The 24,701-nt window shown below is 33.7% G+C and carries 16 protein-coding genes and 2 pseudogenes; 12 read left to right on the top strand and 6 right to left on the bottom strand.

What is annotated here, in order from left to right:
• Positions 1-77 precede the first annotated feature (77 nt).
• From fadE to KA845_RS07700, 4 genes are all read left to right on the top strand, one after another.
• Positions 78-1,283 (top strand): acyl-CoA dehydrogenase FadE, encoded by a 1,206-nt coding sequence (gene fadE / locus KA845_RS07715; protein WP_002509893.1) that lies wholly within the window; start codon positions 78-80, stop codon positions 1,281-1,283.
• A 29-nt stretch (positions 1,284-1,312) separates the two neighbouring features.
• Positions 1,313-3,571: a 3-hydroxyacyl-CoA dehydrogenase/crotonase FadB gene (gene fadB, locus KA845_RS07710; RefSeq protein WP_103388253.1), complete on the top strand. Its 2,259-nt coding sequence runs from the start codon at positions 1,313-1,315 to the stop codon at positions 3,569-3,571.
• Between the two features lie 34 nt (positions 3,572-3,605).
• The gene (locus KA845_RS07705; protein ID WP_002509895.1) at positions 3,606-4,793 is read left to right on the top strand and encodes a thiolase family protein; all 1,188 of its coding nucleotides are present in this window, start codon (positions 3,606-3,608) and stop codon (positions 4,791-4,793) included.
• A gap of 206 nt (positions 4,794-4,999) precedes the next feature.
• Positions 5,000-6,208 carry a macrolide family glycosyltransferase gene (locus tag KA845_RS07700; protein WP_021459454.1) on the top strand — a complete coding sequence of 403 codons (1,209 nt, stop codon included), beginning with the start codon at positions 5,000-5,002 and terminating at the stop codon, positions 6,206-6,208.
• 193 nt (positions 6,209-6,401) lie between these two features.
• On the opposite strand, the gene tagD is transcribed toward KA845_RS07700, so the two are convergent.
• The gene (gene tagD, locus KA845_RS07695; RefSeq protein ID WP_002509897.1) at positions 6,402-6,791 is read right to left on the bottom strand and encodes a glycerol-3-phosphate cytidylyltransferase; all 390 of its coding nucleotides are present in this window, start codon (positions 6,789-6,791) and stop codon (positions 6,402-6,404) included.
• A 62-nt stretch (positions 6,792-6,853) separates the two neighbouring features.
• Positions 6,854-9,004 (bottom strand): bifunctional glycosyltransferase/CDP-glycerol:glycerophosphate glycerophosphotransferase, encoded by a 2,151-nt coding sequence (locus KA845_RS07690; RefSeq protein WP_210127919.1) that lies wholly within the window; start codon positions 9,002-9,004, stop codon positions 6,854-6,856.
• Between the two features lie 571 nt (positions 9,005-9,575).
• Here KA845_RS07690 and ilvD point away from each other — a divergent pair.
• The 8 genes and pseudogenes from ilvD to KA845_RS07650 all read left to right on the top strand — a co-directional run bounded on the left by ilvD (position 9,576) and on the right by KA845_RS07650 (position 20,498).
• Positions 9,576-11,267 (top strand): dihydroxy-acid dehydratase, encoded by a 1,692-nt coding sequence (gene ilvD / locus KA845_RS07685; protein ID WP_002509899.1) that lies wholly within the window; start codon positions 9,576-9,578, stop codon positions 11,265-11,267.
• 339 nt (positions 11,268-11,606) lie between these two features.
• Entirely contained in the window at positions 11,607-12,497 is an 891-nt protein-coding gene (locus tag KA845_RS07680) for an SLAC1 family transporter (protein WP_167867773.1), read from the top strand.
• A 1,449-nt stretch (positions 12,498-13,946) separates the two neighbouring features.
• Positions 13,947-14,333, top strand: a pseudogene (locus KA845_RS13165) (M23 family metallopeptidase); the annotation flags it as partial.
• 379 nt (positions 14,334-14,712) lie between these two features.
• A complete protein-coding gene (locus tag KA845_RS07670; RefSeq protein WP_103388256.1) occupies positions 14,713-16,212 on the top strand; it encodes a DUF6583 family protein in 1,500 nt (499 codons plus the stop codon).
• Between the two features lie 29 nt (positions 16,213-16,241).
• Positions 16,242-17,408 (top strand): ABC transporter permease, encoded by a 1,167-nt coding sequence (locus tag KA845_RS07665; RefSeq protein WP_002509903.1) that lies wholly within the window; start codon positions 16,242-16,244, stop codon positions 17,406-17,408.
• A complete protein-coding gene (locus tag KA845_RS07660) occupies positions 17,405-18,325 on the top strand; it encodes an ABC transporter permease (protein WP_210127917.1) in 921 nt (306 codons plus the stop codon). The genes KA845_RS07665 and KA845_RS07660 overlap by 4 nt, the downstream gene beginning before the upstream one ends.
• A 10-nt stretch (positions 18,326-18,335) precedes the next feature.
• Positions 18,336-19,004 (top strand): ABC transporter ATP-binding protein, encoded by a 669-nt coding sequence (locus tag KA845_RS07655; protein WP_103388258.1) that lies wholly within the window; start codon positions 18,336-18,338, stop codon positions 19,002-19,004.
• A 156-nt stretch (positions 19,005-19,160) separates the two neighbouring features.
• A pseudogene (locus tag KA845_RS07650) lies at positions 19,161-20,498 on the top strand (gluconate:H+ symporter).
• Between the two features lie 76 nt (positions 20,499-20,574).
• Here the strand turns inward: KA845_RS07650 and KA845_RS07645 are convergent.
• The 4 genes from KA845_RS07645 to KA845_RS07630 all read right to left on the bottom strand — a co-directional run bounded on the left by KA845_RS07645 (position 20,575) and on the right by KA845_RS07630 (position 24,613).
• A complete protein-coding gene (locus KA845_RS07645) occupies positions 20,575-21,498 on the bottom strand; it encodes an AEC family transporter (RefSeq protein WP_002509907.1) in 924 nt (307 codons plus the stop codon).
• A 201-nt stretch (positions 21,499-21,699) separates the two neighbouring features.
• On the bottom strand, positions 21,700-21,876 hold the full coding sequence (locus KA845_RS07640; protein ID WP_021459462.1) for a hypothetical protein: 177 nt from the start codon (positions 21,874-21,876) through the stop codon (positions 21,700-21,702).
• A gap of 264 nt (positions 21,877-22,140) precedes the next feature.
• Entirely contained in the window at positions 22,141-23,661 is a 1,521-nt protein-coding gene (locus KA845_RS07635; protein WP_103388259.1) for a hypothetical protein, read from the bottom strand.
• Positions 23,642-24,613: a glycosyltransferase family 2 protein gene (locus KA845_RS07630; RefSeq protein ID WP_021459464.1), complete on the bottom strand. Its 972-nt coding sequence runs from the start codon at positions 24,611-24,613 to the stop codon at positions 23,642-23,644. The genes KA845_RS07635 and KA845_RS07630 overlap by 20 nt, the downstream gene beginning before the upstream one ends.
• Positions 24,614-24,701: the final 88 nt, after the last annotated feature.

The following is a 24,701-nucleotide window of genomic DNA, read 5'->3' as shown; positions in this document are numbered from 1 at the left end:
TAGTTTCAAAATTAAACTGCTTATTATTTTTTTAACAACAAATGTAAGCGTTACCAAAAACGATGGAGGTTGATTTTATGTCAACAAAAAATGAAACTTTAAAAGCATTATATCCTGAAGATGTGTTAAGTATTGCCAAAGATTTAACTGATGGTGAAGTAACGTTGTTAAAACAATTAGATGATTTATTAGAAAGCAAATACCGTGACTCTATTAACGACCATTGGGTTAACGCTACAATACCCGAAGACTTCTTTGATGATTTAGGCAAACTAAATTATTTTAACAATCCTTTACTATTCGAAGGACGAGAAGGCGCTAAAACACCGAGTCAACTATTCCAGTTTTTCATGTCTTATACTATAGCTCGATTTGATGTGTCTTTAGTCACATTACTTGGTGTTCATCAAGGATTAGGGCATAATTCATTCTTATTTGGTGGTAGCAAAGAACAAGTCGCCTATTATATTCCTAAATTACAATCACACGAACTCCGAACTTGTTTTGCTTTAACTGAACCAAATCATGGGTCAGACGTTGCAGGTGGACTTGAAACAACAGCTGTTCGTGATGGTGATAAATGGATATTAAACGGCGAAAAAAGATGGATTGGTGGTGCACACTTAGCTGATGTTATTCCAGTCTATGCTGTAGACCCTGAAACAGGTAAACCAAAAGGTTTTATCATTCGACCTGATCAAGAAGGTGTCGAAATTGATATTATTCAAAATAAAATTGCTTTAAAAATTGTACCCAACGCCAATATCAAACTAAATAACGTAGTTGTAGAAGAAAGTGAAAGATTACAAAATATTAATAGCTTTAAAGATATTGCAAAAGTTCTATATTCTACACGTGCTGGCGTTGCATATATGGCTACAGGAGCGATTGCAGGTGCATTACGTGCCACACTGAACTATGTAACTCAACGTAAACAGTTCGGTAAAAAGTTAAGTCAATTCCAATTAATCCAAGAAAAACTCGCTATGATGGAAGGTAATTTGGCACATGCTATGTCAATGTGTGCACAGCTTGCACGTATGCAAGCAAATGGCGAATACGATGAAGTAGCCACTTCTACTGCTAAAATGATGAACGCTTTACGTCTAAGAGATTCAGTTGCAATGGGTCGTGGAATTACAGGCGGTAATGGTATCTTAGCTGATTATGATATTGCCCGCTTCTTCTCAGATGCTGAAGCAATTTACACTTATGAAGGTACACATGAAGTCAACGCATTAGTTATTGGTAGAGCACTAACAGGAGATTCAGCCTTTCTATAAAAATGATTTAATTACATGGAGGTAATGTTATGACTATAAGAAAAGCCACTGTATTAGGTGCAGGAACAATGGGTAGCCAACTTGCTGCCTTACTTGTAAATGCGGGATTAAAAGTAAAATTATTAGATATTGTGATAGATGAACAAGAACCAAATAAAATTGCTCAAAAGGCTTATAACATCATTACAGATAAGAAGAAACCTATGTTATTTGATTTGCAATATGCTTCTAATTTATCAATTGGTAACTTTCAAGATGATTTAGTCCAAGGTGATGATAGTGATATTTATATTGAGGCAGTCAAAGAAGATATCGACATCAAACACCAAGTATGGAACCAAGTACAACAAATAGCGAAGAACAGTGCTATTTTTGCTACTAATACATCAGGTATCCCTATAGAGGGTATTGCCAAAGCGTTTGATCAGCAAGCGCGTTCTCGATTTTTAGGACTACACTTCTTTAATCCACCACGGATTATGAAATTAGCTGAAATCATTCCGAATCAAGAAACGAGTTCTGAAATTATTACACAAGTCCAACGTTTTGCTGAGGATGTATTAGGTAAAGGCGTTGTAATTGCTAACGATGTACCAGGATTTGTTGCCAACCGTGTCGGTACACAAACGATGAATGACGTTATGTATCGTGCTGAACAACAAGGATTATCCATTACTGACGTTGATGCTCTAACTGGTCAAGCTATCGGACGACCAAAAACTGGGACATATGGTTTAACTGACTTAGTAGGTTTAGATATTGCTGTAGCTGTAATGCAAGGTTTACGTCAAGACCCTGCAGAACAACCATATTTTAAAGAAGTAAAATTATCACAACAACTATATGAAGCTGGCGCATTAGGTCGCAAAACAAAACAAGGCTTCTATAAAAAAGAAGGTAAACAACGGTTAGTCTTTGATGCATCAGTTAACGATTACGTTGCCCAATCAACACCGAACTTACCTATCTTGGCACAATTCAATAAAGATTTATCTCATAATCTAGATGTTATCTTCAATGCAACAGATGAGGCCGGAACATTTTTATGGGAAACGCTACGTAATAATTTTTATTACGCTGCTATCAATGTCCCGAAAGCTGCTCCTGATTTTAAAGACATTGATCGTGCGCTTGTTTGGGGCTTCAATTGGAAAAAAGGACCATTTCAATTATGGGACTTAATGGGCTTTGACCGTGTCAAATCAAGAATGCGTGATGAATTAGGCACATTGCCCGACTGGATCGAATCATTAAATGGATCGTTTTATCAACCTCAAGAATCTATTGAGCGTGTCACAGCTATTACTGACCAAATCGAACAAGAATTATGGGATAAAGAAGATTCCAAATTAGCAGTCGTTAACACAGACCAATTACTACTTAAATTACAAAGTAAAAATAATATCATTTCAGACGGCTTTGCCGATGATTTAGTAGAAGCTATTGATGTCTTAGAAAATAATGACTATAGTAGCATGGTCATTTATGCAGATGGTCATAACTTTAGTGTTGGTGCTAACCTCTACATGATGAAAAAAGCACACGAAGATGGCTTAGTTGATACTTTAGTTGGTGACGCTGTTGATAAATTACATTATAGTTTCAGTCGCTTAAAACATTCATTAAAACCAGTAGTCACTACTACACAAGGTAAAGTACTGGGTGGTGGTTGTGAGTTAGTAATGCACTCCCCATTTGTCGTTGCATCAAGTGAAACGTATATCGGTTTAGTAGAAACAGGTGTAGGACTGTTACCAAGTGGTGGTGGTTTAGCTGAATTAGCAACACGTATCTTGAGCACTGACCATAAAGCTAACGACAAACAAGAAAGTGTATCAAAAGTATTGATGAATGTTGGTTTAGCCAAAGTAGCTACTAATGCTCATGAAGCTGTACGTTATGGTTATTTAAAACCAACTGATACGATCATCTTGAACACTGACCAACGTGTTGAAGTAGCATTGAAACGCGCAGCTTATGAAGCACAAACGAACTATATACCAACACCAAAACCAAACTTCATCGCTTTAGGTAAAGACTTTAAAGCATTAGCACAAGGTCAATTAGACGCACAACGTCTCGGTCATTTTATCAGTGACTACGACTACGAAATTGCCTTAAAAGTAGCCAATATTTTGGCTGGTGGCGATTTACCACGTAACACATATGTCAATCAACGCTATTTACAAAAACTAGAAAAACAAGGATTCTTAGAACTACTAAATAATGAAAAAACGTATGATCGTATATCACACATGCTAAAAACAGGAAAACCGTTACGTAACTAATCATTGAAATTGAGTAGAGAGAGGATGAAGTTAAATGCAAGATGCATATATTGTTGCTTATGGACGTTCTGCCGCAAGTAAAGCTAAAGGTGGCGCATTATTTCATGAAAGACCTGATGAAGTAGCTGCTCAAGTATTAAAGGGAGTATTAGATAGAGTTGATGGCAATTTCACTCCAGACATGGTAGAAGATGTCATTGTCGGTAACTCTTTCCCTGAAGGTCTACAAGGACAAAACATCGCACGTTCTATTGCCTTACTCGCAGGTATGCCTGACAGTGTTCCTGGACAAACTGTCAATCGTTACTGTTCATCTGGACTACAAACGATTGCGTTAGCAGCCAATCAAATTAAAGCTGGCCAAGGTGATATCTTAGTAGCGGGTGGCATAGAACTAATGAGTGCTGTTCCAATGGGTGGTAATGAACCTACCAACAGCCCATTACTACAAGATGAAGATCGTGGCGTATCGTATCCTATGGGATTAACAGCTGAAATGGTAGCTGATACGTATCAAGTATCGAGAGCAGATCAAGATGCCTATGCTGTCCAAAGTCATCAACGTGCTTATGAAGCTCAACAAGCTGGGAAATTTGAAGATGAAATTATCCCTATCGAAGTGAACGATGTGTCATATGACCACAATGGTCCTGTAGTCACTAAAAAACAATTCAAAACAGACGAGATGATAAGACCTGATACAAATGCCGAAGCACTGGCACAGTTACGCACTGTCTTTAAGGCTGACGGCACTGTGACGGCAGGTACATCTGCACCATTAACTGACGGCTCAGGCTTTGTAGTAGTTATGTCAGGTGACAAAGTTAAAGAATTAGGTGTTACGCCAATTGCTCGTTTTGTCGGCTTTAAAGCTGTTGGTGTAGATCCAAAATTAATGGGTATTGGACCGGCTTATGCTATACCTGAAGTACTGTCAGCCAATGGCTTAACAATTGATGATATTGACATTACCGAATTAAACGAAGCATTTGCATCTCAAACGCTCGCATCCATTCGCGAAACTGGTTTAAACATAGATAAAACCAATGTCAACGGTGGCGCAATTGCCTTAGGACATCCTTTAGGTGCTACAGGAGCAATGCTAACTGGACGTTTATTATCAGAAATGAAAAAACAACCACACACACGTTACGGCATGGTCACTATGTGTATCGGTGTAGGTATGGGTGCTGCCGGTATATTCGAATATATTCGCAATTAATACCTGTTCAATTCTCAAAATAATCTAGTCACAAAACACTTCAAATAAAGATTATTTAAATATAAAGACTACCATCAAATCACTTACGGTTGATGGTAGTCTTTTTTGTTATTCGCACTGTTAAAAAAGTAAATAAAATATACATATTTTTTTATTTGAATTATTTTTGTTAAACTAAATATTAGTTTAACTTAGGAGGTTTTTTTGTGGGAAAAATTTTATTTATCAATCCAGGGTCAGAAGGTCACATCAATCCAACGATTGAAGTATGTAAGTCGTTGGTAGACCAAGGAGAAGAAGTCGTTTATTATTTAAGCGATATATACGAATCTAAACTAGCTAATACTGGAGTCGAGATACGTTCGTTACCTATCGATTCAGTGGTCGAATCCTTTACAGCATATGGTAATAATAATGTGTTAGACGTCATCAATGGCGTGTTGAATACTGCCCATGTCATGTTACCACGCATTTTAAATGATATTAAACATGAACATTTTGATTATGTAATCTATGATTCTATGTTTGGGTGTGGCTATTTAATTGCTCAAAAATTAAATATTCCTGCTATTTCATCCGTTACCACTTTTGCTAAAACGAAGCCATTGTTCGACAATTTTATCACTTCAATTGAAAATCAACTTGATGATTCGGAAGTTGCACGTTCTAACCAAATATTCCAAAGTTTAAAAACCGATATTGAAACAACATATCAAGTTCAAATACCGTCACGTCATGAAATTATGAATAATCCTGGTGATTTAAATATTTCTTATATTATGCAAGGATTTCAACACGATGTTGAGCAGTTTAATGCTCAAGAGTTTGTGTTTGCTGGACCGTCAGTACGCACACCACAACCTACTGAGTTTATGAATAAGATTAATACTTCACGCCCTGTTATTTATATTTCTCTAGGTACAGTGTTTAACGAAAACATCAGCTTCTTTAATAGATGCTTTGCAGCTTTAAAAGATTTAGATGTTACAGTCGTAGTATCAATTGGCACTACAAATAATCTTGCTAATTTTGATGATATACCTAGCAACTTTATTGTCGAATCATACGTTCCACAAATTGAGTTATTACAATATACAGACTTATTTATCACACATGCTGGGATGAATAGTACGAACGAAGCTATGATGATGGATGTACCTTTACTGGCTTTTCCACAAAGCGCTGACCAACCAGTCGTCTCACATCAAATTGAACAATTAGGGATCGGCAAAAAACTTGATTCCGCCACTGTAACAACTACTGAACTAAAAACAACGGTAACAGAAATGTTAACTAACTTAGACTATTACAAAGCGAATATTGCCAAAATCAAGCAATTACAATCTGCTACGAAACCTGGATATCAAGTAGCTGTAGAAGCAATACTTAATTTCAAAAAACAGTATGTACACTAGCTTTGGGACGTATCATATTGCAACAATATATAATTTTGGCAACGGTTCCTGCGAGAAGCGCACTCGCTGAAGACTACAGGCTGTGGCAGTGCCCGCGGAAAGCGTGCATAAAAAAACTGTCGACAAAGTCAGAAACTTTGTCGACAGTCCGAAAGAAGCGATTTCTCGCTTCTTTTTTATAACTAACGGTAGCTTAGTTACCGTATAATTCAGTTTTAATTTGAGTCGTTGAAATACCTTCTGTACGATTCACATAAATCACTTCACATTGTGATTTCAACTCGTCAAATTCACCTTCCCAGTCGTGACCCATAATAAATAAATCAACATCATATTTATCTACATCTTTAGTTTTTTGTCCCCAACCATCTTCAGGAATTACTAAATCTACATAACGAATTGATTCTAACATCATCTTACGTTGCTCATAGTTATAATATGATTTTTTGTTTTTAATTTTATTAAACTCATCTGTAGATAACGCAACGATTAAATAATCACCGTGCTCTCTAGCTCTTCTCAATAATTCAATATGTCCATAATGTAATAAATCATATGTGCCGTAAGTTATTACTCTTTTCATCGTTTGTTTGCCTCCAGCTATTGTTAGACCATAACTATGTCTAATGTAGTTCGTTTATTTAATTAATATTTAATGACATCTGAAATAATTTTAGAACCTTTTCCTTGTTCTAACGAACAGAATTTATCATAAAACGCATCAATTTGTGGTTTGTAATCTTCTGCTATTTGATCTAAGTTCTTCAAATCATTTGCTAATTCATAAGGATCTTGATAAATCGGACCTGGTAAATCTTTGTGATAGTCTAAATAGAAACCACGTAAATCTTGTCCATATTTATCTAAATCATAAGCAAAGAAAATTTGTGGTTTTTTCAGTACACCATAGTCAAACATAACTGATGAATAATCTGTAATTAAACAATCAGTAACTAAGTATAATTCTGAAATATCACTGTAGTTTGATACATCAATCGCAAACTCTTCAAAACCACGTAAGTCTAGAGCATTGGAAATAAGATAGTGCATTCTTAATAACACTACGTACTCATCCCCTAGTTGACATTGTAAGTTTTCTAAATCTATTTTTAAATCAAATAGATATTTACCTTTTTTCACAAACTCATCATCTCTCCATGTTGGAGCATACATTATGACTTTTTTATCATGTGGTAAATTTAAATTTTCTTTGATGTCATTAATATACTGTTCGTCATCCGCTCTGTTCACTAAGACATCGTTACGAGGGTAACCAATTTCTAAAATTCTATCACTATCCATCCAAAAGGCACTTTCAAAAATTTCAGAAGAATACCTATTTGGTGATACTAAATAGTCCCATCTACTAGTTTCTTCTCTGAAGTTACGTTTATAATTCTCAGTTGTCGTTCCTGGCATACGAATAACTTTCATGTCATTAGCTAAACGTTTTAATGGTGTACCATGCCAAGTTTGTATATACACTTGATTGGGCTTTTTATTTAAATATAATGGCAAGCGTGCATTGGCAACCCAATATTTAGCTTTACTATATGCTTCGTAATACGCTTGTGAACCTTTTTTCACTTTCTTCGCTGGACCAGGTATAAATACATTCTTCGGTCGGTTTAATACCCAAATGTATTCAAATTCTGGGAAATGATTCATCATATATTCATAAATATATTTAGGGCTATCGCTGTAGCCTTTGCCACCGAAAGATTCAAACACAATGACATTTGGACGAACGTTTTCTGGACTATCCGTTAACTGATACAACGAACGATTTTTGTTTTTGCGCTTTAAGATAACATTTTTAGCCAAACGTGCATTTTTTCTAATTAGGTTAATTTTGTAAGCTTTTTTCTTTTGATTTAATGCTAGTAATAATGATTCTAAAATAAATAATGGTTTTTCGTTTTTAATGATATTAGTTAATAATTTGCGTATTACACCAGGAAGTAAAGAGCTATAATTTGCATAACGTTCTTTTGTCTTTCTTGAAGATGGTTCAAATGATTGCATCACTAAGCTCTTCATTTTATTCGTAATAAATTTTTTATTGTCTTTATATGGTGCGCGTTTTATAGCATCGTTAAAACTATAAATATAGTCGTTAAAAACAACACCAAACTCTTGTTTAGACAACGCTGGTTTTAAGAATGGATCATAGATTTCACCTTTGATATAAAATGGGAATCGTGACACTCGTACAAACCAATTTGAATATTTCATATACTCAAGTAAAAATGACCAATCAATATAAACATCTAAGTCTTCGTTAAAACGTACGTTATGCCCTTTCATGATAGCCGTTTTAAACACTATATTACATGCTGAATTTTTACGTAAAAATTGATTGGAATGTGTTTTAGTTTTTAAATATTTTACTTCTACTAAGTTTTGATCAACGTATTGTGGAATATCCAATGTAAACGAATGGATTGGCGCAATTAAGGCATCACATTTATTTAACACTTTCAAATAATAAGTTAAAGCATATGATGCTAAATAATCATCGGAATCGACAAAAATGAAATACGGTGAAGTTACTTCTTTTAATGCTATATTTCGTGCGTGCGCATGACCTTTGTTTGTATCTAAATCAATCTCATGACAATTAATATCCCATCCATCTAACATAGATGCCACTAGCTCTTTTGACTGATCCGTTGAGCCATCGTTCACTAAAATCAATTCAAAATCTTGCATTCTTTGCTTTTTCAAACTACTTAAACATTTAGCAATGTAGTCCTCCGAGTTATAGTAAGTGACTATAACAGATATTTTATTCATTAATATTACCTCTTTACTTTTATATATATTTACATTAAGTGTTAAGAATATTTCTTTAGCACTTGGAGTTTATCTGAAAACAATAACATTTAGTATAACAAAAACAAATGCATTTTTTTACAAAAACAAAACATTTTTAATATACATTTAATATAATAGTAACAATTTTAGATTTAATAGCAAATAGCGTTGTAACTATCGATACTACTGTGTTCTACAGTATTTTATTTCGTTAATTTTAAGTAAAACGCCATCTTGCAGTCAACGATTCAGTCATATATCGCTACTGTTGCGCTCACATGTGCATTCCCATATCGTAATTTAGCTATTGACTGCACAATAAAAATGTACAAGATTAGTTTAAGTTTAATTCGTTATGTTGGGGTTCGACGTCATTTTGAGTTACACTGAAAAAACAATAGTTTTAGTCTGCCTGTTAAAAGTGAAGACAAAAGGTTTGGCTACTATGACTGACTTTAACTTGATAACTATTTTGTTACACTCAAAATAGTTAGAATTTTCACACAATAGTAAATTCACTAAAGTGTTAGTAATTTTAGGGGGTATTTTTATGAACAGGGAGAGTAACAATCAGCAAGATTTAAGAATTAAAAGTAAAGTAATCAGTGAAGGTGTCAGTCGTACACCGAACCGTTCTTATTTACGTGCGTTAGGTTTTGAAGATGATGACTTTAACAATCCAATGATTGGAGTTGCCAGTACTTGGAGTGAAGTTACACCATGTAACGTACATATTGATGGCCTCGCACGTGCTGCCAAACGTGGCGTGAGCGAAGCTGGTGCAAATCCACTGATTTTTAATACCATTACTGTATCTGATGGCATTTCTATGGGTACTGACGGTATGCGATTCTCATTACCTAGTCGTGAATTGATCGCCGACTCTATTGAATCTGTAGTCAGTGCAGAAAATTTAGACGGCGTAGTTGCAATTGGCGGCTGTGATAAAAATATGCCGGGTTGTATGATTGGTATTGCACGTTTAAATTTACCAGCTGTATTTGTTTACGGAGGTACTGTATTACCAGGGAAATTAGACGGAAAAGACTTAGATGCTGTGTCTGCCTTTGAAGGTGTAGGACAATATAACAATGGAGAAATTGATAAAGCAGCGTTACACAAAGTAGAGTGTAATGCTTGTCCAGGCGCTGGTGCTTGTGGTGGTATGTTTACCGCAAATACTATGTCGTCAGCAATTGAAGCTATGGGTATGAGTTTACCTGGCAGTGCATCACACCCAGCAGTATCTGCCGATAAAGCTAAAGATAGCCGTGCAGCAGGCAAGGCTGTTTATCATTTATTAGAACAAGGCATTTATCCAAAAGACATTATGACTAAAGAAGCTTTCGAAAATGCAATTACTGTTGCTATGGCTTTAGGTGGCTCAACAAATGCAATTTTACATTTACTTGCCATCGCACATACTATGGAAATTGATTTAACATTAGATGATTTTGAAGAAGTACGTAAACGTGTACCTCATATAGCTGATTTACGTCCGAGTGGTAAGTACGTCATGTCACACCTTAACGATGTCGGAGGTATTCCAGCAGTAATGAAGCTACTTCACAAACATGGATTAATTCATGGAGAGTGCTTAACAGTTACTGGTAAAACAGTAGCAGAAAATCTAGCTGATGCACCCGATTTATCTGATAACAAAGAAATCATTAATTTTGAACAGCCGAAACACCCAACAGGTCCACTAGTAATCCTAAAAGGAAACTTAGCCCCTGAAGGTGCGGTAGCCAAAATTTCAGGATTAAGTGTTACGTACATTCAAGGTCCAGCTAAAGTCTTTGACACTGAAAATGACGCAACACATGCGATTTTAAATGATCAAATTAAACCTGGCGATATAGTCGTTATTCGGTACGCCGGACCTAAAGGTGGACCAGGTATGCCTGAAATGCTATCCGCTTCCTCAATTTTAGTTGGTAAAGGGTTAGGTGAATCTGTAGGCTTGTTAACAGACGGCCGTTTTTCTGGAGGCTCTCATGGTTTAGTTATTGGCCACGCTGCACCAGAAGCTCAAGTTGGTGGACCTATGGCACTATTAGAAGAAAATGACATTATTACCATTGATGCCGAAAAACGTGAAATTAGCTTCGATGTTTCTGATAGCGAGTTAGCTGAGCGTAAAGCAAAATGGCAAGCACCAAAATTGAAAGCAACACATGGTACGTTATACAAATATGCAAAATTAGTATCTTCCGCATCTAAAGGTGCGATAACAGATTAATGATTTACAACAGCGTATCTCGCCTCAAAGTCCACACTTTGAGGCGAGATGCTTTTTTATATTACAATATTCGATGCCTCATAATGATAGCGCGCTTGCATTTGGCTATTTTTATACTGATTCCAGTAGCTATTTAATTGAAATTTTTATAGCAACTAAGCGCCTAGCCCACATTGAAAATCAGAACTATAGAACTTTCCTAGTAACAATTTAGCTTCACACAACTACTTTAAAACATAGTATACTAATAACATTGTTGATAAAAGACTGTGTAAGGAGTGCATCACTATTTATGCTAAATTACTGAAACAATTACCGACTCCCATATGTGGTTTAGCATTGGGTTTAGCAGCATTAAGTAATCTTTTGTTCACCATCAACTTGACCTATCTACCTTTTTTATTATTTTATATATCTCTTATTATCATAGTTATATTTTTACAAAAATTGCTACTTTTTCCCCATACAGTTGCCAATGAATTAAAAAATGCTAATACTTGTGCCACCTTTCCTGCCTTGCCAATGGCACTATTATCATTATTATATATATTACATCATTACTTACATGTCATTGGATGGTTTATTACTATAATGTGGTGGCTCATGGTACTCATCCATTTTAGTATATTACTTGGATTCATCATTTATCATATATGGTTATTTCCATCGACTGATTCCAAACCGAATACTAGTTGGTTTGTGGCATTTGTAGGTATCGGGGTTATTGCTGAAACGTCTGAAGGTTTTAGTACACAACTAGGCGCAGGCGTGGTTTATTTAGGATCGATATTTTTCATCATATTACTACTGTTTGTATTATGCCGTAAAGCTTGGCAAAGGTATAACAATCAACAGTTTCCAATGGCCGTAATTATTTCTGCACCTGCAGCACTTTGCTTAAATGGTTATCTGTTAACGCGGACAGATTATTCAATGCTATATATAGGAAGTTTTTTTGTATTATCACAAGCTTTATTTATCATGTCGCTCTTTTTCATTCCAAGAATTAAAACAATTGGGTTCCAACCTGCCTATGCAGCTCTTACTTTTCCCTGGGTGACAACTGCTGCTTCGGTAGTCTCACTATGTCAACTGGTAAATTTACCACCGTTGTGGAATGTTCTATTGAATATCGTAATGATTACTGAACTTATTTTCGCCACATTAGTAGTCGTTTATGTCACTTTGACTTATATTAAATACATTATCAATCATTTACGCTACACATAGCTTGGTCCAAAGTATTTATTTACTACAGTAAAAAGAACATAAAATTAGAAAATAAAGGCGTTATTATCACATGATTTAATGTGCAATAACGCCTCTTTACTTAAAATTTGATACTGAAAGAAAATTTCAATTTAACTTACTTGCTGTCAATGTTCCTATATAACAATCATATATTGCTGTTACTCCAAAACACATATTTATTATTAATAGTAGTCATCATTACCTAATCTTTATTACAAACAACGAAACATAATATAGATTTTGCCAAAAAACATAACGTTATGTTGCAAAAAAATTACATACAATGAAATAATGTATTTTTACACTATAGTACAATCTTAATATTCGCCTATAAATATAAGACTTTTTTAATTTTCTAAATATTTACATGCATCTCATAATAATTACTTTTGTATTAAAACAAACATTACTATATTCTCTTTTAGAAAGTTATCTGCTATTGTTATTCCAGGAAAAATTTTGGGAGGATTTATTTTTATTATGAAAAAATTAATGACAGCAACGATTGCTACGCTATCTTTAGGTGCAGTCGGTATCGCGCAACAAAGTGAAGCTGAAGCTTCAGAAACAACTATTTCAAGTCAAGAGCAAAGTCAATTTTCTGGTATCTTTGCCGAAGGTTATATGGATAAAGATGCAAGTGGAAATTATCATCATACATCAGATGGCAATTGGGAGCAATCTATGTTCGATGATGAGCAATATTATTTCTACCTTATTGATGATAAAGGTAATTATCATTACTTCTACTTCCCTGTTGCAGGAGAAGGACAAGGCGCTACTAACGATAATACAAACGCTACAACTACACCTGTTCAACAAGATGGGAATGTGAACAGCCCAAATAAAAGCCATGAAGAAGTTCAAAAATCAGGTTATCACTTAGACGGTACTGATGACAGTGCTCAACAAGATAAAAATAACTATGACAATAACTATACACGCAATGATAATAATGGACAGCATAACGTTCAACAAGGCGCTACTTCAAATCAATCAGCTAATGAATCAGCACAAGCAACTGACAACGAAGACAGTACAAATGCTGCAAGCTCTAATAACGAGACTGCTCAAACTGCAGCATCAGCTAATGAATCAACACAAGTAACTGAACAACAAAATAATACAAATGTTGCAAGCTCTAATAATGAGACTGCTCAAACTGCAGCATCTGTAAATGAATCAGCACAAGCAACTGACAACGAAGATAATACAAATGCTGCAAACTCTAATAATGAGACTGCTCAAACTGCTGCACCTGTAAATGAATCAGCACAAGCAACTGAACAACAAAATAATACAAATGCTACAAGCTCAAATTATGAGACTACTCAAACTGCTGCACCTGTAAACGAGTCAGCACAGTCAAGTGAAGAAGCAAACACTACGCAATCAACTACAGACAGTAATAATGAAACAAGTTCATCTAATTGGTTAACTCAAAACCGTCAACTACAACCTTATGGTCAATATTATGGTGGCGGCGCTCACTATGGCGTTGACTATGCAATGGATGAAAATACACCAGTATATTCATTAACTGATGGAACAGTTACGCAAAGTGGTTGGAGTAATTATGGTGGCGGTAACCAAGTTACTATCCAAGAAGAAAATAGTGATAATTACCAATGGTATATGCACATGAATGAACTAAATGTATCAGAAGGTGACACAGTTTCAGAAGGTGACCAAATTGGTTTATCAGGTAATACTGGTAATTCAACAGCACCTCATTTACACTTCCAACGTATGGACGGTGGCGTAGGTAATAACTATTCAGTTGATCCAACATCATATGTAAATTCAAAAGCATAAATATTAAAACCCTAGCGCAGTAGACTGTGCTAGGGTTTTTTACATATAACTATTCCCACAATCACACTGCCTATATAGCTAGCGCATAAAAATCCTCTTTTCGCTGTCTTTGCAATTAATAGACCCTTATCAACATTAAAATATCTATTATATAAATTAACATTATAAATTCCTTTGAGTTAACTCCCGATAAAATATATATCATTATAATTAACTATATTTAAAAAAGTAATTATACTTTCTAATTTAATTTTATAAAATTTACACAAAAATAATGGGCGTTTACACTTTTTAAAAAAATTATCAAATTCATGATTAATTATTATATTTTTTATGTTATTATGTTTACAAAGAATTGAAATTTGAGGGGGGCAATCTTATGTCAAAAACAGTGAAAATTGTCATTGCAGCTATCATTGGACTCTTGTTAGTTGTGGGAATTATTGGGGCAGCAACATATTATTTTGTTTCAAATTCACCTAAAAACACTTATTTAAAAAGTGAACAAGAAACTGCAAAACAATATCAAGAATATGCCAAAACACGATTCAAGGATGGATTTGAGTTCCAAGACAAGATGAAAGACGAATCATATTTAATTAATATGGATGCGAGTGCTGATGTACCTGCAAAGCTATTAAAAGACGCAGATATTCCTAAATCGGTGGTAGACGGTTCTAAAATCGGATTAAAGGTAGGACATGACCCTGATAAAGACAAGTCAGTGCTAGCATTATCTCCAACAATCGCAGATAATAGTATCGGAGACTTCCAGTGGGCTGCAGACAAAAATAACCAATATTATGAAGCACCTATTTTAGATGATGTTTACAAAGCCAAAAACGATGAGCTAGTAGATGTGTATAACAAGTTAACTGGAAGCAGCAGTTATTCTTCAACAAGTTCACAAGATAATGCTATCACAAATGATTCATTGAATTTAAATACTATTTTATCAAGCACACAGATTTCTGAAGATAAATTAGAAGACATTAGTGAACGTTACAGTGATCTAATCATCGATGAATTAGATGACGATAATTTCGACAAAGAAGATGACACTATTTCAGTTGATGGTGAAGACACAGACGTACAAAAAGTTACTATGACTTTAAGCAAAAAAGAAACAAAAGCTCTTATTCAAACTGTATTAGAAGAAGCAAAAGATGATGACGACATTAAAGAAATTGCAGAAGATAAAATGCAAGCAGATTCTTATAGCGATTCAATTGACGATGCATTAGAAGAAGTTAAAGATACAGATGCTTCAGATTTCCCTAGCGTTAAATCTGTAATTTGGGAAGAAGATAAACATATTCTAAAAAGAGATTTAACTCTAAAAGCAGAAAATGGTGAAGAAGTAACACTTGAAGGTACAAGTAATATCGATGATGATAACTTAGCTGTCGATTATAAAATCAAAGCCGACAATACAACTTTAGGCATCAAAGGTAAATCTACTAAAAAAGATGACACGTACAATGATAAATACACTTTAACTGCTGACGAGTCATATAAAAAATCTAACATTAAAATTTCTAACAAAGAAAAACAAGATGGAGACAAACGTACAGACAAAGGTAACATTACCTTCGGCTCTGAATACGATGAAACAACAATAGATTATAATAATGTATTAAATACAGATACTAAAAATAATCAACAAAAACAAAAACTTGATGTCACTATGGATGTCGAAGGTGAACCAGTAACAGTTACTTTAGAAGGTGACGTAAAACTGAAGGAAGATATTAACTTCGACAAAGGTAATGCTAAAGATTTAAATACACTAAGTGACAGCGACTTCAGAAAATTACAACGTGAAATATCTGATAATACAGAAGATATTGTTAAAGATGTCGCAAAAGATTTAAAATAATAACTAATTAACTATAAAGGAGTGATAAAATGAAAACATTTCAATTGTTTCGCATTTATCACTCCTTTTTATTAAAAAAATGGTATTTATTGCTTTATATATTTGTCATAATTATCGCTGCTTTTGGAACATTACTTATTATTCAACAGTCACAGCAAGATAATACTACCTTCAACATTGGAGTTGTCGATGAAGACGACACTAAAGAAACACGATTAATTTTAAAATCTTTAGGTAATGGTAATAACTTAGGAAAAGATATACGTATCACCCCTTACACACAACGGCAAGCGCATAAAAAATTGCAACAACACCAACTCGATGGATATTATGTATTCAAAGATGGTATGACGAAAACATTTTATCGTAATGGCAGTTTACCTATTACAGTTTATACATATGATAAACAGTCAACACAGAGTATTACACTTAACCAATTAACTGATTCAGTCTACGACAGACTGATGGGTGCTATGGGCGGTGGCCTCACTTACAATTCACTTGCACCTGATGCAACAAAAAATGACAATCTAAAGTTATTGACCGACTTATTATTTACAGGACTTAATCGTACAGGCACCTTTGACTATCATCCAATGACTATTTATCATACTGGCAGTTATTATGTAGTAACTGGTTATTTAGCATCTATCTTTATTGTCTGTTTATCACTGTTTTCAATTTTAAAAATGAATCAAGAAAAAGCTTTAAAAGACCGTTTGACCCTATTTCATTTTGCTGTAGAAAAGCTTATACTTATCCGAAGTTTGTTTACTTTTATCTATACTTTAGTATGGGCGATTTTAGGCTTACTTTGGATGTTGTTAACCTTACCTAATGCCTTTGAAATGTACAACTGGCCAACTTTAGCACTTCACATTTTATATTATGTCATCATGATAACTCTAGTGCTAACAATTATTGAATTACAGTTACAAGGCTTAAAACAGTTATTTGCTAAAATTCTTTTTACACTAGTTATACTTGTATTATCAGGAATCACACTCCCTACTATTTACTTCAGTCATTTATTGGGAGGACTATTCGCTCATCAACCGTTCAGTCTAGTTACGAATCAATTGTTAGAACTCGTACTGAACAACTATATTTTAGACATCAGCCCTCTATTTTATAGCAGTTTGATCGTCCTGTCCTGTTGGCTTATCGGGCTATTAGTTTGGAGGTATCGCACATGAAGCCATTTTTATACTTAGTCATTTATAAACAATGGAAGCAGTACCTTCTTTTATTTGGCATTTTATTAAGTAGTTTAGGTTTGATATGGGTACTACAAAAAACGATTAATCAAACATTTCACATTCCTATTGCTATACAAGATTTAGATCAATCTACTAACTCTAAAACGTTAATTAAGCAACTTAAACAAGAACCTATTTTAGAAGTATCAACTTTACCTTTAGATGATGATTACATCGAGGAAGCTGTAACTAAAAAAGAAGCTGTAATTAGTCTGCAAATACCTAAAAATTACAGCTCACAACTAGAACAAAATGATTTACATGAAGCTATATTACTTTATGGCAGAGATGATTTTATTGGCAATATTTCCTTGGAAATAGTAAGCCAATCTTTGTATAACCAACAGATACCTCATCTTGTACATGCACACGTACAAGAGGCCGATACTAACGTCAGTATCAATCAAGTTAAATCTAAATTAACAGCTAAAACACCTGCATCAAATGTGGACTTTCGTGCGTTACATAATGCTTCCAATCGCTCACTATCTATGAGTATTATTTTCGGTTTGCTTTTGTGTATCAGCAGTATTCAAATACTACTTCACCACAATCTAAAACAAAACGCGCCTTTGCAACGTTTGTATTTAGCACCTTTTAGTAAATTAAAGTTGTATGGGCTATATATTGCGGCACACACTATAGTGTTGCTTATTATACTATGGTTGAGCGCACTATTAATGCACCAACAACTTAGCATAACTTTTTATTTAGCTACATTATTCGTTATTATTATTTATGAATTAGGTATCTCATGGTTATTATTCACTATTAATACGTTAAGTCATAGACTTTTCATGGCACTTATCTATGCAGTTGCTATTACTTTAATTTATATCTATTTACAATTTTAGGAGTGACAATATGATAGAACTTATTAATATTCATAAGCATTATCAACGCAAAACAATATTTAATAAGCTCAATATGACATTCGCAGATCGACAAGTTACCGTACTCCTTGGTGAAAATGGTGCCGGTAAATCAACGTTGTTAAATTTAATTTCATCTTTGGAGCAACCAAATAGTGGAACAATTAAATACTTTGATAAAACTTTAACAACAAAAGCAATTCGTCAACTTATTGGTTATATTCCTCAAGATATTGCTTTGTTTGAACATATGACGATCGATGAAAATATCGCATGTTTCAAAGCATTGTGTCGTACACCATTATCAGATCAACAAATTACTAATTACGCAGAAACACTTAACTTACAAGATCGTCAGCAAACTGTCGCCAAACTGTCTGGAGGAACAAAACGTAAAGTCAATCTATTAATTGGTCTACTCGGTCAACCACAAATATTATTACTCGATGAACCCACTGTCGGTATCGATTTAAAATCTCGTTATGATATCCACCGTTTATTAGTTACTTTAAAGGAACAATGCTTAATTATTTTAACAACACATCATTTAGATGAAGTTGAAGCGCTTGCAGATAATATCAAAGTCATCGGCAGCGATCCGTTCTATACTAAAGTGTTAACTGATAAACAGTGGCCTTTTGAATCATATGCTAATAATTAACAACTAATATAATAAACATAACACACCGCTTTTCATAATTAATGGTGTGTTACTTTTTATAAAAATAACAACGTTGTTATTTTCTCGAAAATCTTTTATAATAGAGTAATTTGAATACGCTTACATGACTTATTATTAAATTAGGAGGACGTTTACATGTCATTATTGAGTGAACATTTGCCGCTAATATCTTTGATTATTGGTGTAGCATTCCTACTCTTTATCAATATTAAACTTAAAATAAATAGTATATTAGCTCTTATATTTTCTGCTATTATCGTTGGTCTAATTAACGGAATGAAACCAATGACTATATTAGATACTGTTAAAGATGGATTAGGATCAACATTAGGAAGTTTAGCATTAATCATTGGGTTTGGTGCTGTCTTAGGTAAAATTATGGTTGATTCTGGCGCAGCACAACGTATTGCTTCAACTTTAATCTCTAAATTTGGGGTAAAAAATGTACAGTGGGCATTAATCATTATTGGTGCTGTATTTGGTATTTCAGTCTTTTATGAAGTTGCATTTATGATTTTAGCACCTTTAGTAATTAGTATTGCTGTAGAAGCCAAAACACCTTTCATGAAATTAGGAATCACTATGGTTGCAGCTACAACATTGTCCCATAGTCTCTTTCCACCACAGGCGGGACCAACAGCGTTAGTTGATGCTTATAACGCCGATATGGGGATGGTTTATTTATTAGGTATTCTTGTCTTTATTCCCGGAGTTTTAGTCGCAGGAATACTCTTCCCAAAATTGTTAAAAAAATTAGATTATCCAGTACCACCATTATTGTAAAAAAATAAAGTTTTTACGGAAGCAGAGATGCTTAGCTTTCGTTTAAGTTTAATTGTACCTTTAATTCCAGCAATTTTAATTTCTATTTCTACGATTTTAAGTATGTTTGTTACAGAGGATACTGCCATACATGAAATAATCACCTTTTTCGGAAGTGCTGAAATTAGTTTAATAATTTCAATTATGATCGCAGTTATCGTCTTTGGTCTACGTAAAGGAAAAAATATGTAAACTATGATGTCGTCATTTGAAAGCGGTTTAAAAGGCCTTTCTACCATTATTTTCATTGTAGGTGCTGGTGGTGCTTTTAAAGAAATTATATTAAAAGCCCATGTTGGTGAATATATTGCCAATCTGATGACTGACACTAATATTTCACCTCTTATTATGGCCTGGCTCATTACTGCATTGATCCGTATTGCAACTGGTCAAGGCGTAGTATCAGCGATTACAGCCGCAGGAATTGTCGGTCCTTTAATTCCTACTTTCAATGTCAATCCAGTTTTAATGGTCTTAGCCACAGCTACGGGAAGTAATACAATTACGCATGTGAATGACGCTTCATTTTGGTTATTCAAAGAGTATTTCAATATTTCTATTAAAGATACCTTTAAAACTTGGGGGCTAACACTTCTTTTAACATCCATTACTGGACTTATTGTAGTGCTAATTTTAGATATCTTTATTTAACACAAATTTTAATAGAGACAACAAAAACACCACTCCTACACATTTACTTGTATACGGAGTGGTGTTTTACTGTTATTTAAAATAACATATGTGAAAAATAAATAGTTATTGCTACTGTTAGCGCACTAAAGAGTGTTGATAAAAATACTAATTGTGCTGCCATTTCTGGATAGTTATCATATTCTTGAGCGATAACTGAACTATTTACAGAAGTTGGCATCGCAGACGTGATGAAGAGTGCTTGACCTACAATACCGTCTATACCCATTAATTTAATAATAACCAAAGCAATCAATGGACCAGCAACGAGACGAATTAGTATAAAAATATAAGCTGAAGACCATTTTAAACTGAAGTTTATTTTGGCAATTTGTCCGCCTAATAAAATTAAGGCAATCGCAATCATTGCATCTGCTACATAGTTAGCAGGCGTCCACACAAATTTAGGAATAGGAATATCATTATAATTAAAAATTAATGCTAACACTAACGCATAAAGCACAGGCATTTTAAAATAACCTAGCATTGCTTTCAATTTACCTATTTGTAATGATTGAATTGAAAAGATTCCATAAGAGAACGTAAAAATATTTTGTAACGATAACATAATGACTTGTACAGACATTGCTAGTGCATCCCCTTTAAACACTAAGTCATTAACAGGCACGCCGTAATTACCGCAATTAAAAAAGAAAGTGCTATTTTTAAGCGTCGTAGCTTTACCTCTCTCCATTTTGCCAAGTCTTGTTAACACTTCTGCAATAATATAGAGAATAAATATGTATATAATAAAAAAGATGACGATGTACAATAACAGTTTCAATGCAAAATCAGTCTGATAAAATTTTACAAAAATAAAACCTGGCACAAATACATAAATATTTAATTTAGCCAACGTGTTTAAATCTAAGGTGAATTTTTTTTGTAAAACAAAACCAAGCAATACCATAATAAATATTGGTAGCAAGATGTTTTGTAAAATATAATACATTTCAATCATATATGTATCCCCTTTTTCATATGATGGTCATTGTAAATAAAATCCATTATCCTTTATCATACACTTCTTATTTCATAAAAACTATGCCATAGCTTATTCATTTTTCCTATTTACCTTTAAAAATGCAATAAAAAAACACGACCCTCACCAACTGGGTCGTGTTTCTGTTATATGGTAGTATGCCTCTAACATACATATTATTTAATGCTCATCTTTATCGTCGTCTTGCAGCTCTGCTTTTTCTTGTTGTTCTTGCTCAAATTGTTCTTGTTGTTCTTGTTTTTCAGCATCTTGTTTTCTATGCTTTTTCTCTTCTAATACAGACATTACGATAAAACCGATAACTAACAGAGGCATTAAAATACCAATATACATCATAATTCTTCACCTCAATCAACACTTTGAAATGATACGACTCTATTAACGTAACAGTTCATTGTTAATAGATATGGATCCTTAAGTTAAATTTACATGTTCTCTGCTGAAATAACAATAAAAATACTACATTTCCTTATGGTAACTGCTTAATTGTCTAAATTTAGTAACAATCAAACTAGAATGTACTATTATCAATTCTAACAAAAAATACTTACTTCTTTATGCAAATGCCATTCAATAACTATTATACATTATTGATTGTTGCTATTGTTCAACATCTCTTTCTCGTGCTTGCACTTGCTGTTTTTTATAACCAAATGGAACATGTTTCACATGAGTATTTTCTGGTATGTCCCAATATAAATTAAAATACTTTTGATATTTACGACTTTTCGGTATTGAATGTTGCATATAGTTTTCGAAAGGCAGCCTTTCCATAACATAGGAATGCTTTTTAGGGTGTGCTTTAATGTCATGTTTCAACTGAGCAACACGTTCACTATTATAATAATGAATATATCCAAAAACACTTATAAATACGACACTTAAAATAACGGCCACTGCCATAACTAACGAACGAATAATATGCATTTTAATATGCAATTGCTTCACTAGTAATAATAGTATAACGACATAAATTCCATAAATTGTAAAAAAGTTCCTCGGACCTAAAGGTGACACAATTACTAATGGTAAAGATACTAAAGCCAGCGTCAGCATTAAAACATAAATAGTAAATTTCGTTTCTTGTGAGCTAATAGAATAGTGTATTGTGAGTCCTAATGAAACAACAAATATAAGACAAATCAATAAATTAACAATATTGACAATGTGTATCGTTTGGTAATTAAATAATTCAAATTGACGATAAATACAAAAATAGTAAAGTGGCAATATGGCTAACCCTATATAAAGTGACCACTGCTTAACAGTCTTTAACGATTGAAAAACTGCACTTTTATTTAATAATAAATACGCTAAGACAATTATAATAAGTATTATCACAATTTGATTAAAGAACATCCATTGGGTAAATACAGATGTCACTGTTTTATATATTGTTTCGACAAAACTTATTTCTTGGGGAATATTTTGGTAGTCGCTACCTTCAAAAAATATTTTGCGATAATTGGCATTGGAAAACATGATCAGCGTACCTATGCTTGACAATGCTAAACCAACTAACAATTTCACATTGAGCTTGTGATATAAAATAATATAAGTAACAACTGCTAAAGCTAAAAAAAGCATATGAAAAACTGTAATATTTTCCATAAATAATTGTCCAACCACACAACATGCATAAAATAACACATGATGTATTGGCGAGATTCGTTGCGACGAGAATAATAATGTTGTTACATACCAAATAATAAATAAGGCACATACCGTTGATGGGACATAATTATAAAATCCTGCAAACCAACCATACGTTTGTTTATAAATCGCACTTGGAATAATTAACATTAAAATAAAAGCTACTACATAATAAATCGAGGAAACTTGATGTCCAACAAAGCGTACCATGACCATCAAGAGACTTAAGCATATGATGACATATGTACTCCAGCGTACGATGTTATAACGCACCGCTATAATTTCAGTGATGTTGCCTAGATACCGACCATTTAAATTAGCAAATCTTTCTTCTAACATTTGCATACCATATTTGCTATACCATTCCCAATCATCATGAGTTAAAGGTAAAAAGAACGCCATAATAATATAAAATATGGTAATCAGCGTTAATGTTATAACAGTACTATTATTCCTTAACACTTTCATTTTTCGCTACCTCGGCTTTTAATAAATTGGTTGTATTCACGATATATAGAGGCCTATGCTTGACCTCATAATAAATTCTACCAATATACTCTCCAATTATGCCAATAGAAACCAGTTGAATACTTCCTAAAAAAGTAATCGCAAAAATTGTCGTAAAATAACCGGGCGTCTGTATACCATACAAGACAGCATCCCCTAAACTTACAATAATATATATAAAACTGAATATTAAAATCAATGTTCCTATATAAATCAACGAACGTAATGGTTTATTATTAAATGATAATAATCCATCTATAGCATAATTGAACAATTGCTTAAATGACCATTTAGATACACCGTTAACTCTAATTTTGTTTTGATAATGTATAACTTTAGGTGCAAAACCAATCCATGCAAAAATACCTTTAGAAAAACGATTATATTCGCTTAATGATAGCACTGCGTGAACAGCTTTTTGACTTAGTAGTCTAAAATCACCCACACCATCCATTAAAGAAACATCTATAAGTCTATTAATTGTTCCATAATATAACTTAGTCAGTCTTTTTCTCCATTGCTGTTCCCCAGTTCTGTCACGGCAAGCCACAACTTGATGATAACCTTGTGTAAAAGCTTTAATCATTTTAGGAATGAGTTCTGGTGGGTGTTGTAAATCACTATCAATAATCACCACTGCGTCTACTGTGTCACTCTCCTTAAGTCCTGCATACATTGCCGCTTCCTTACCAAAGTTACGTGAAAATGAGATATATTTAACTCTATGATTTATCGATGCATACTGTTTAATAATCGTTAAAGTGTCATCTGTGCTTCCATCATCTACAAACAAAATATCATACTGATACTGTTGTAATTGACTATCAACTGACAAAATGTCACTTAACTGGTCATACATATGATGCAATACTGGTGCTTCATTAAAACAAGGTACTAGTATTCTAACAAACAAATCTTACACCTCTTTATGCTTTCTTTATCGCCATAATTATATAGAATAGCCAACTAAAGGTACCTAGTTTATCAGTATGAAGTAAAAA

The organism is Staphylococcus sp. GDX8P114P-2, assembly GCF_017892945.1.
Lineage (GTDB): Bacteria > Bacillota > Bacilli > Staphylococcales > Staphylococcaceae > Staphylococcus > Staphylococcus arlettae.
The sequence above is the reverse complement of the archived record's forward strand: the minus strand, read 5'-3'. Positions and strand labels throughout refer to the sequence as shown.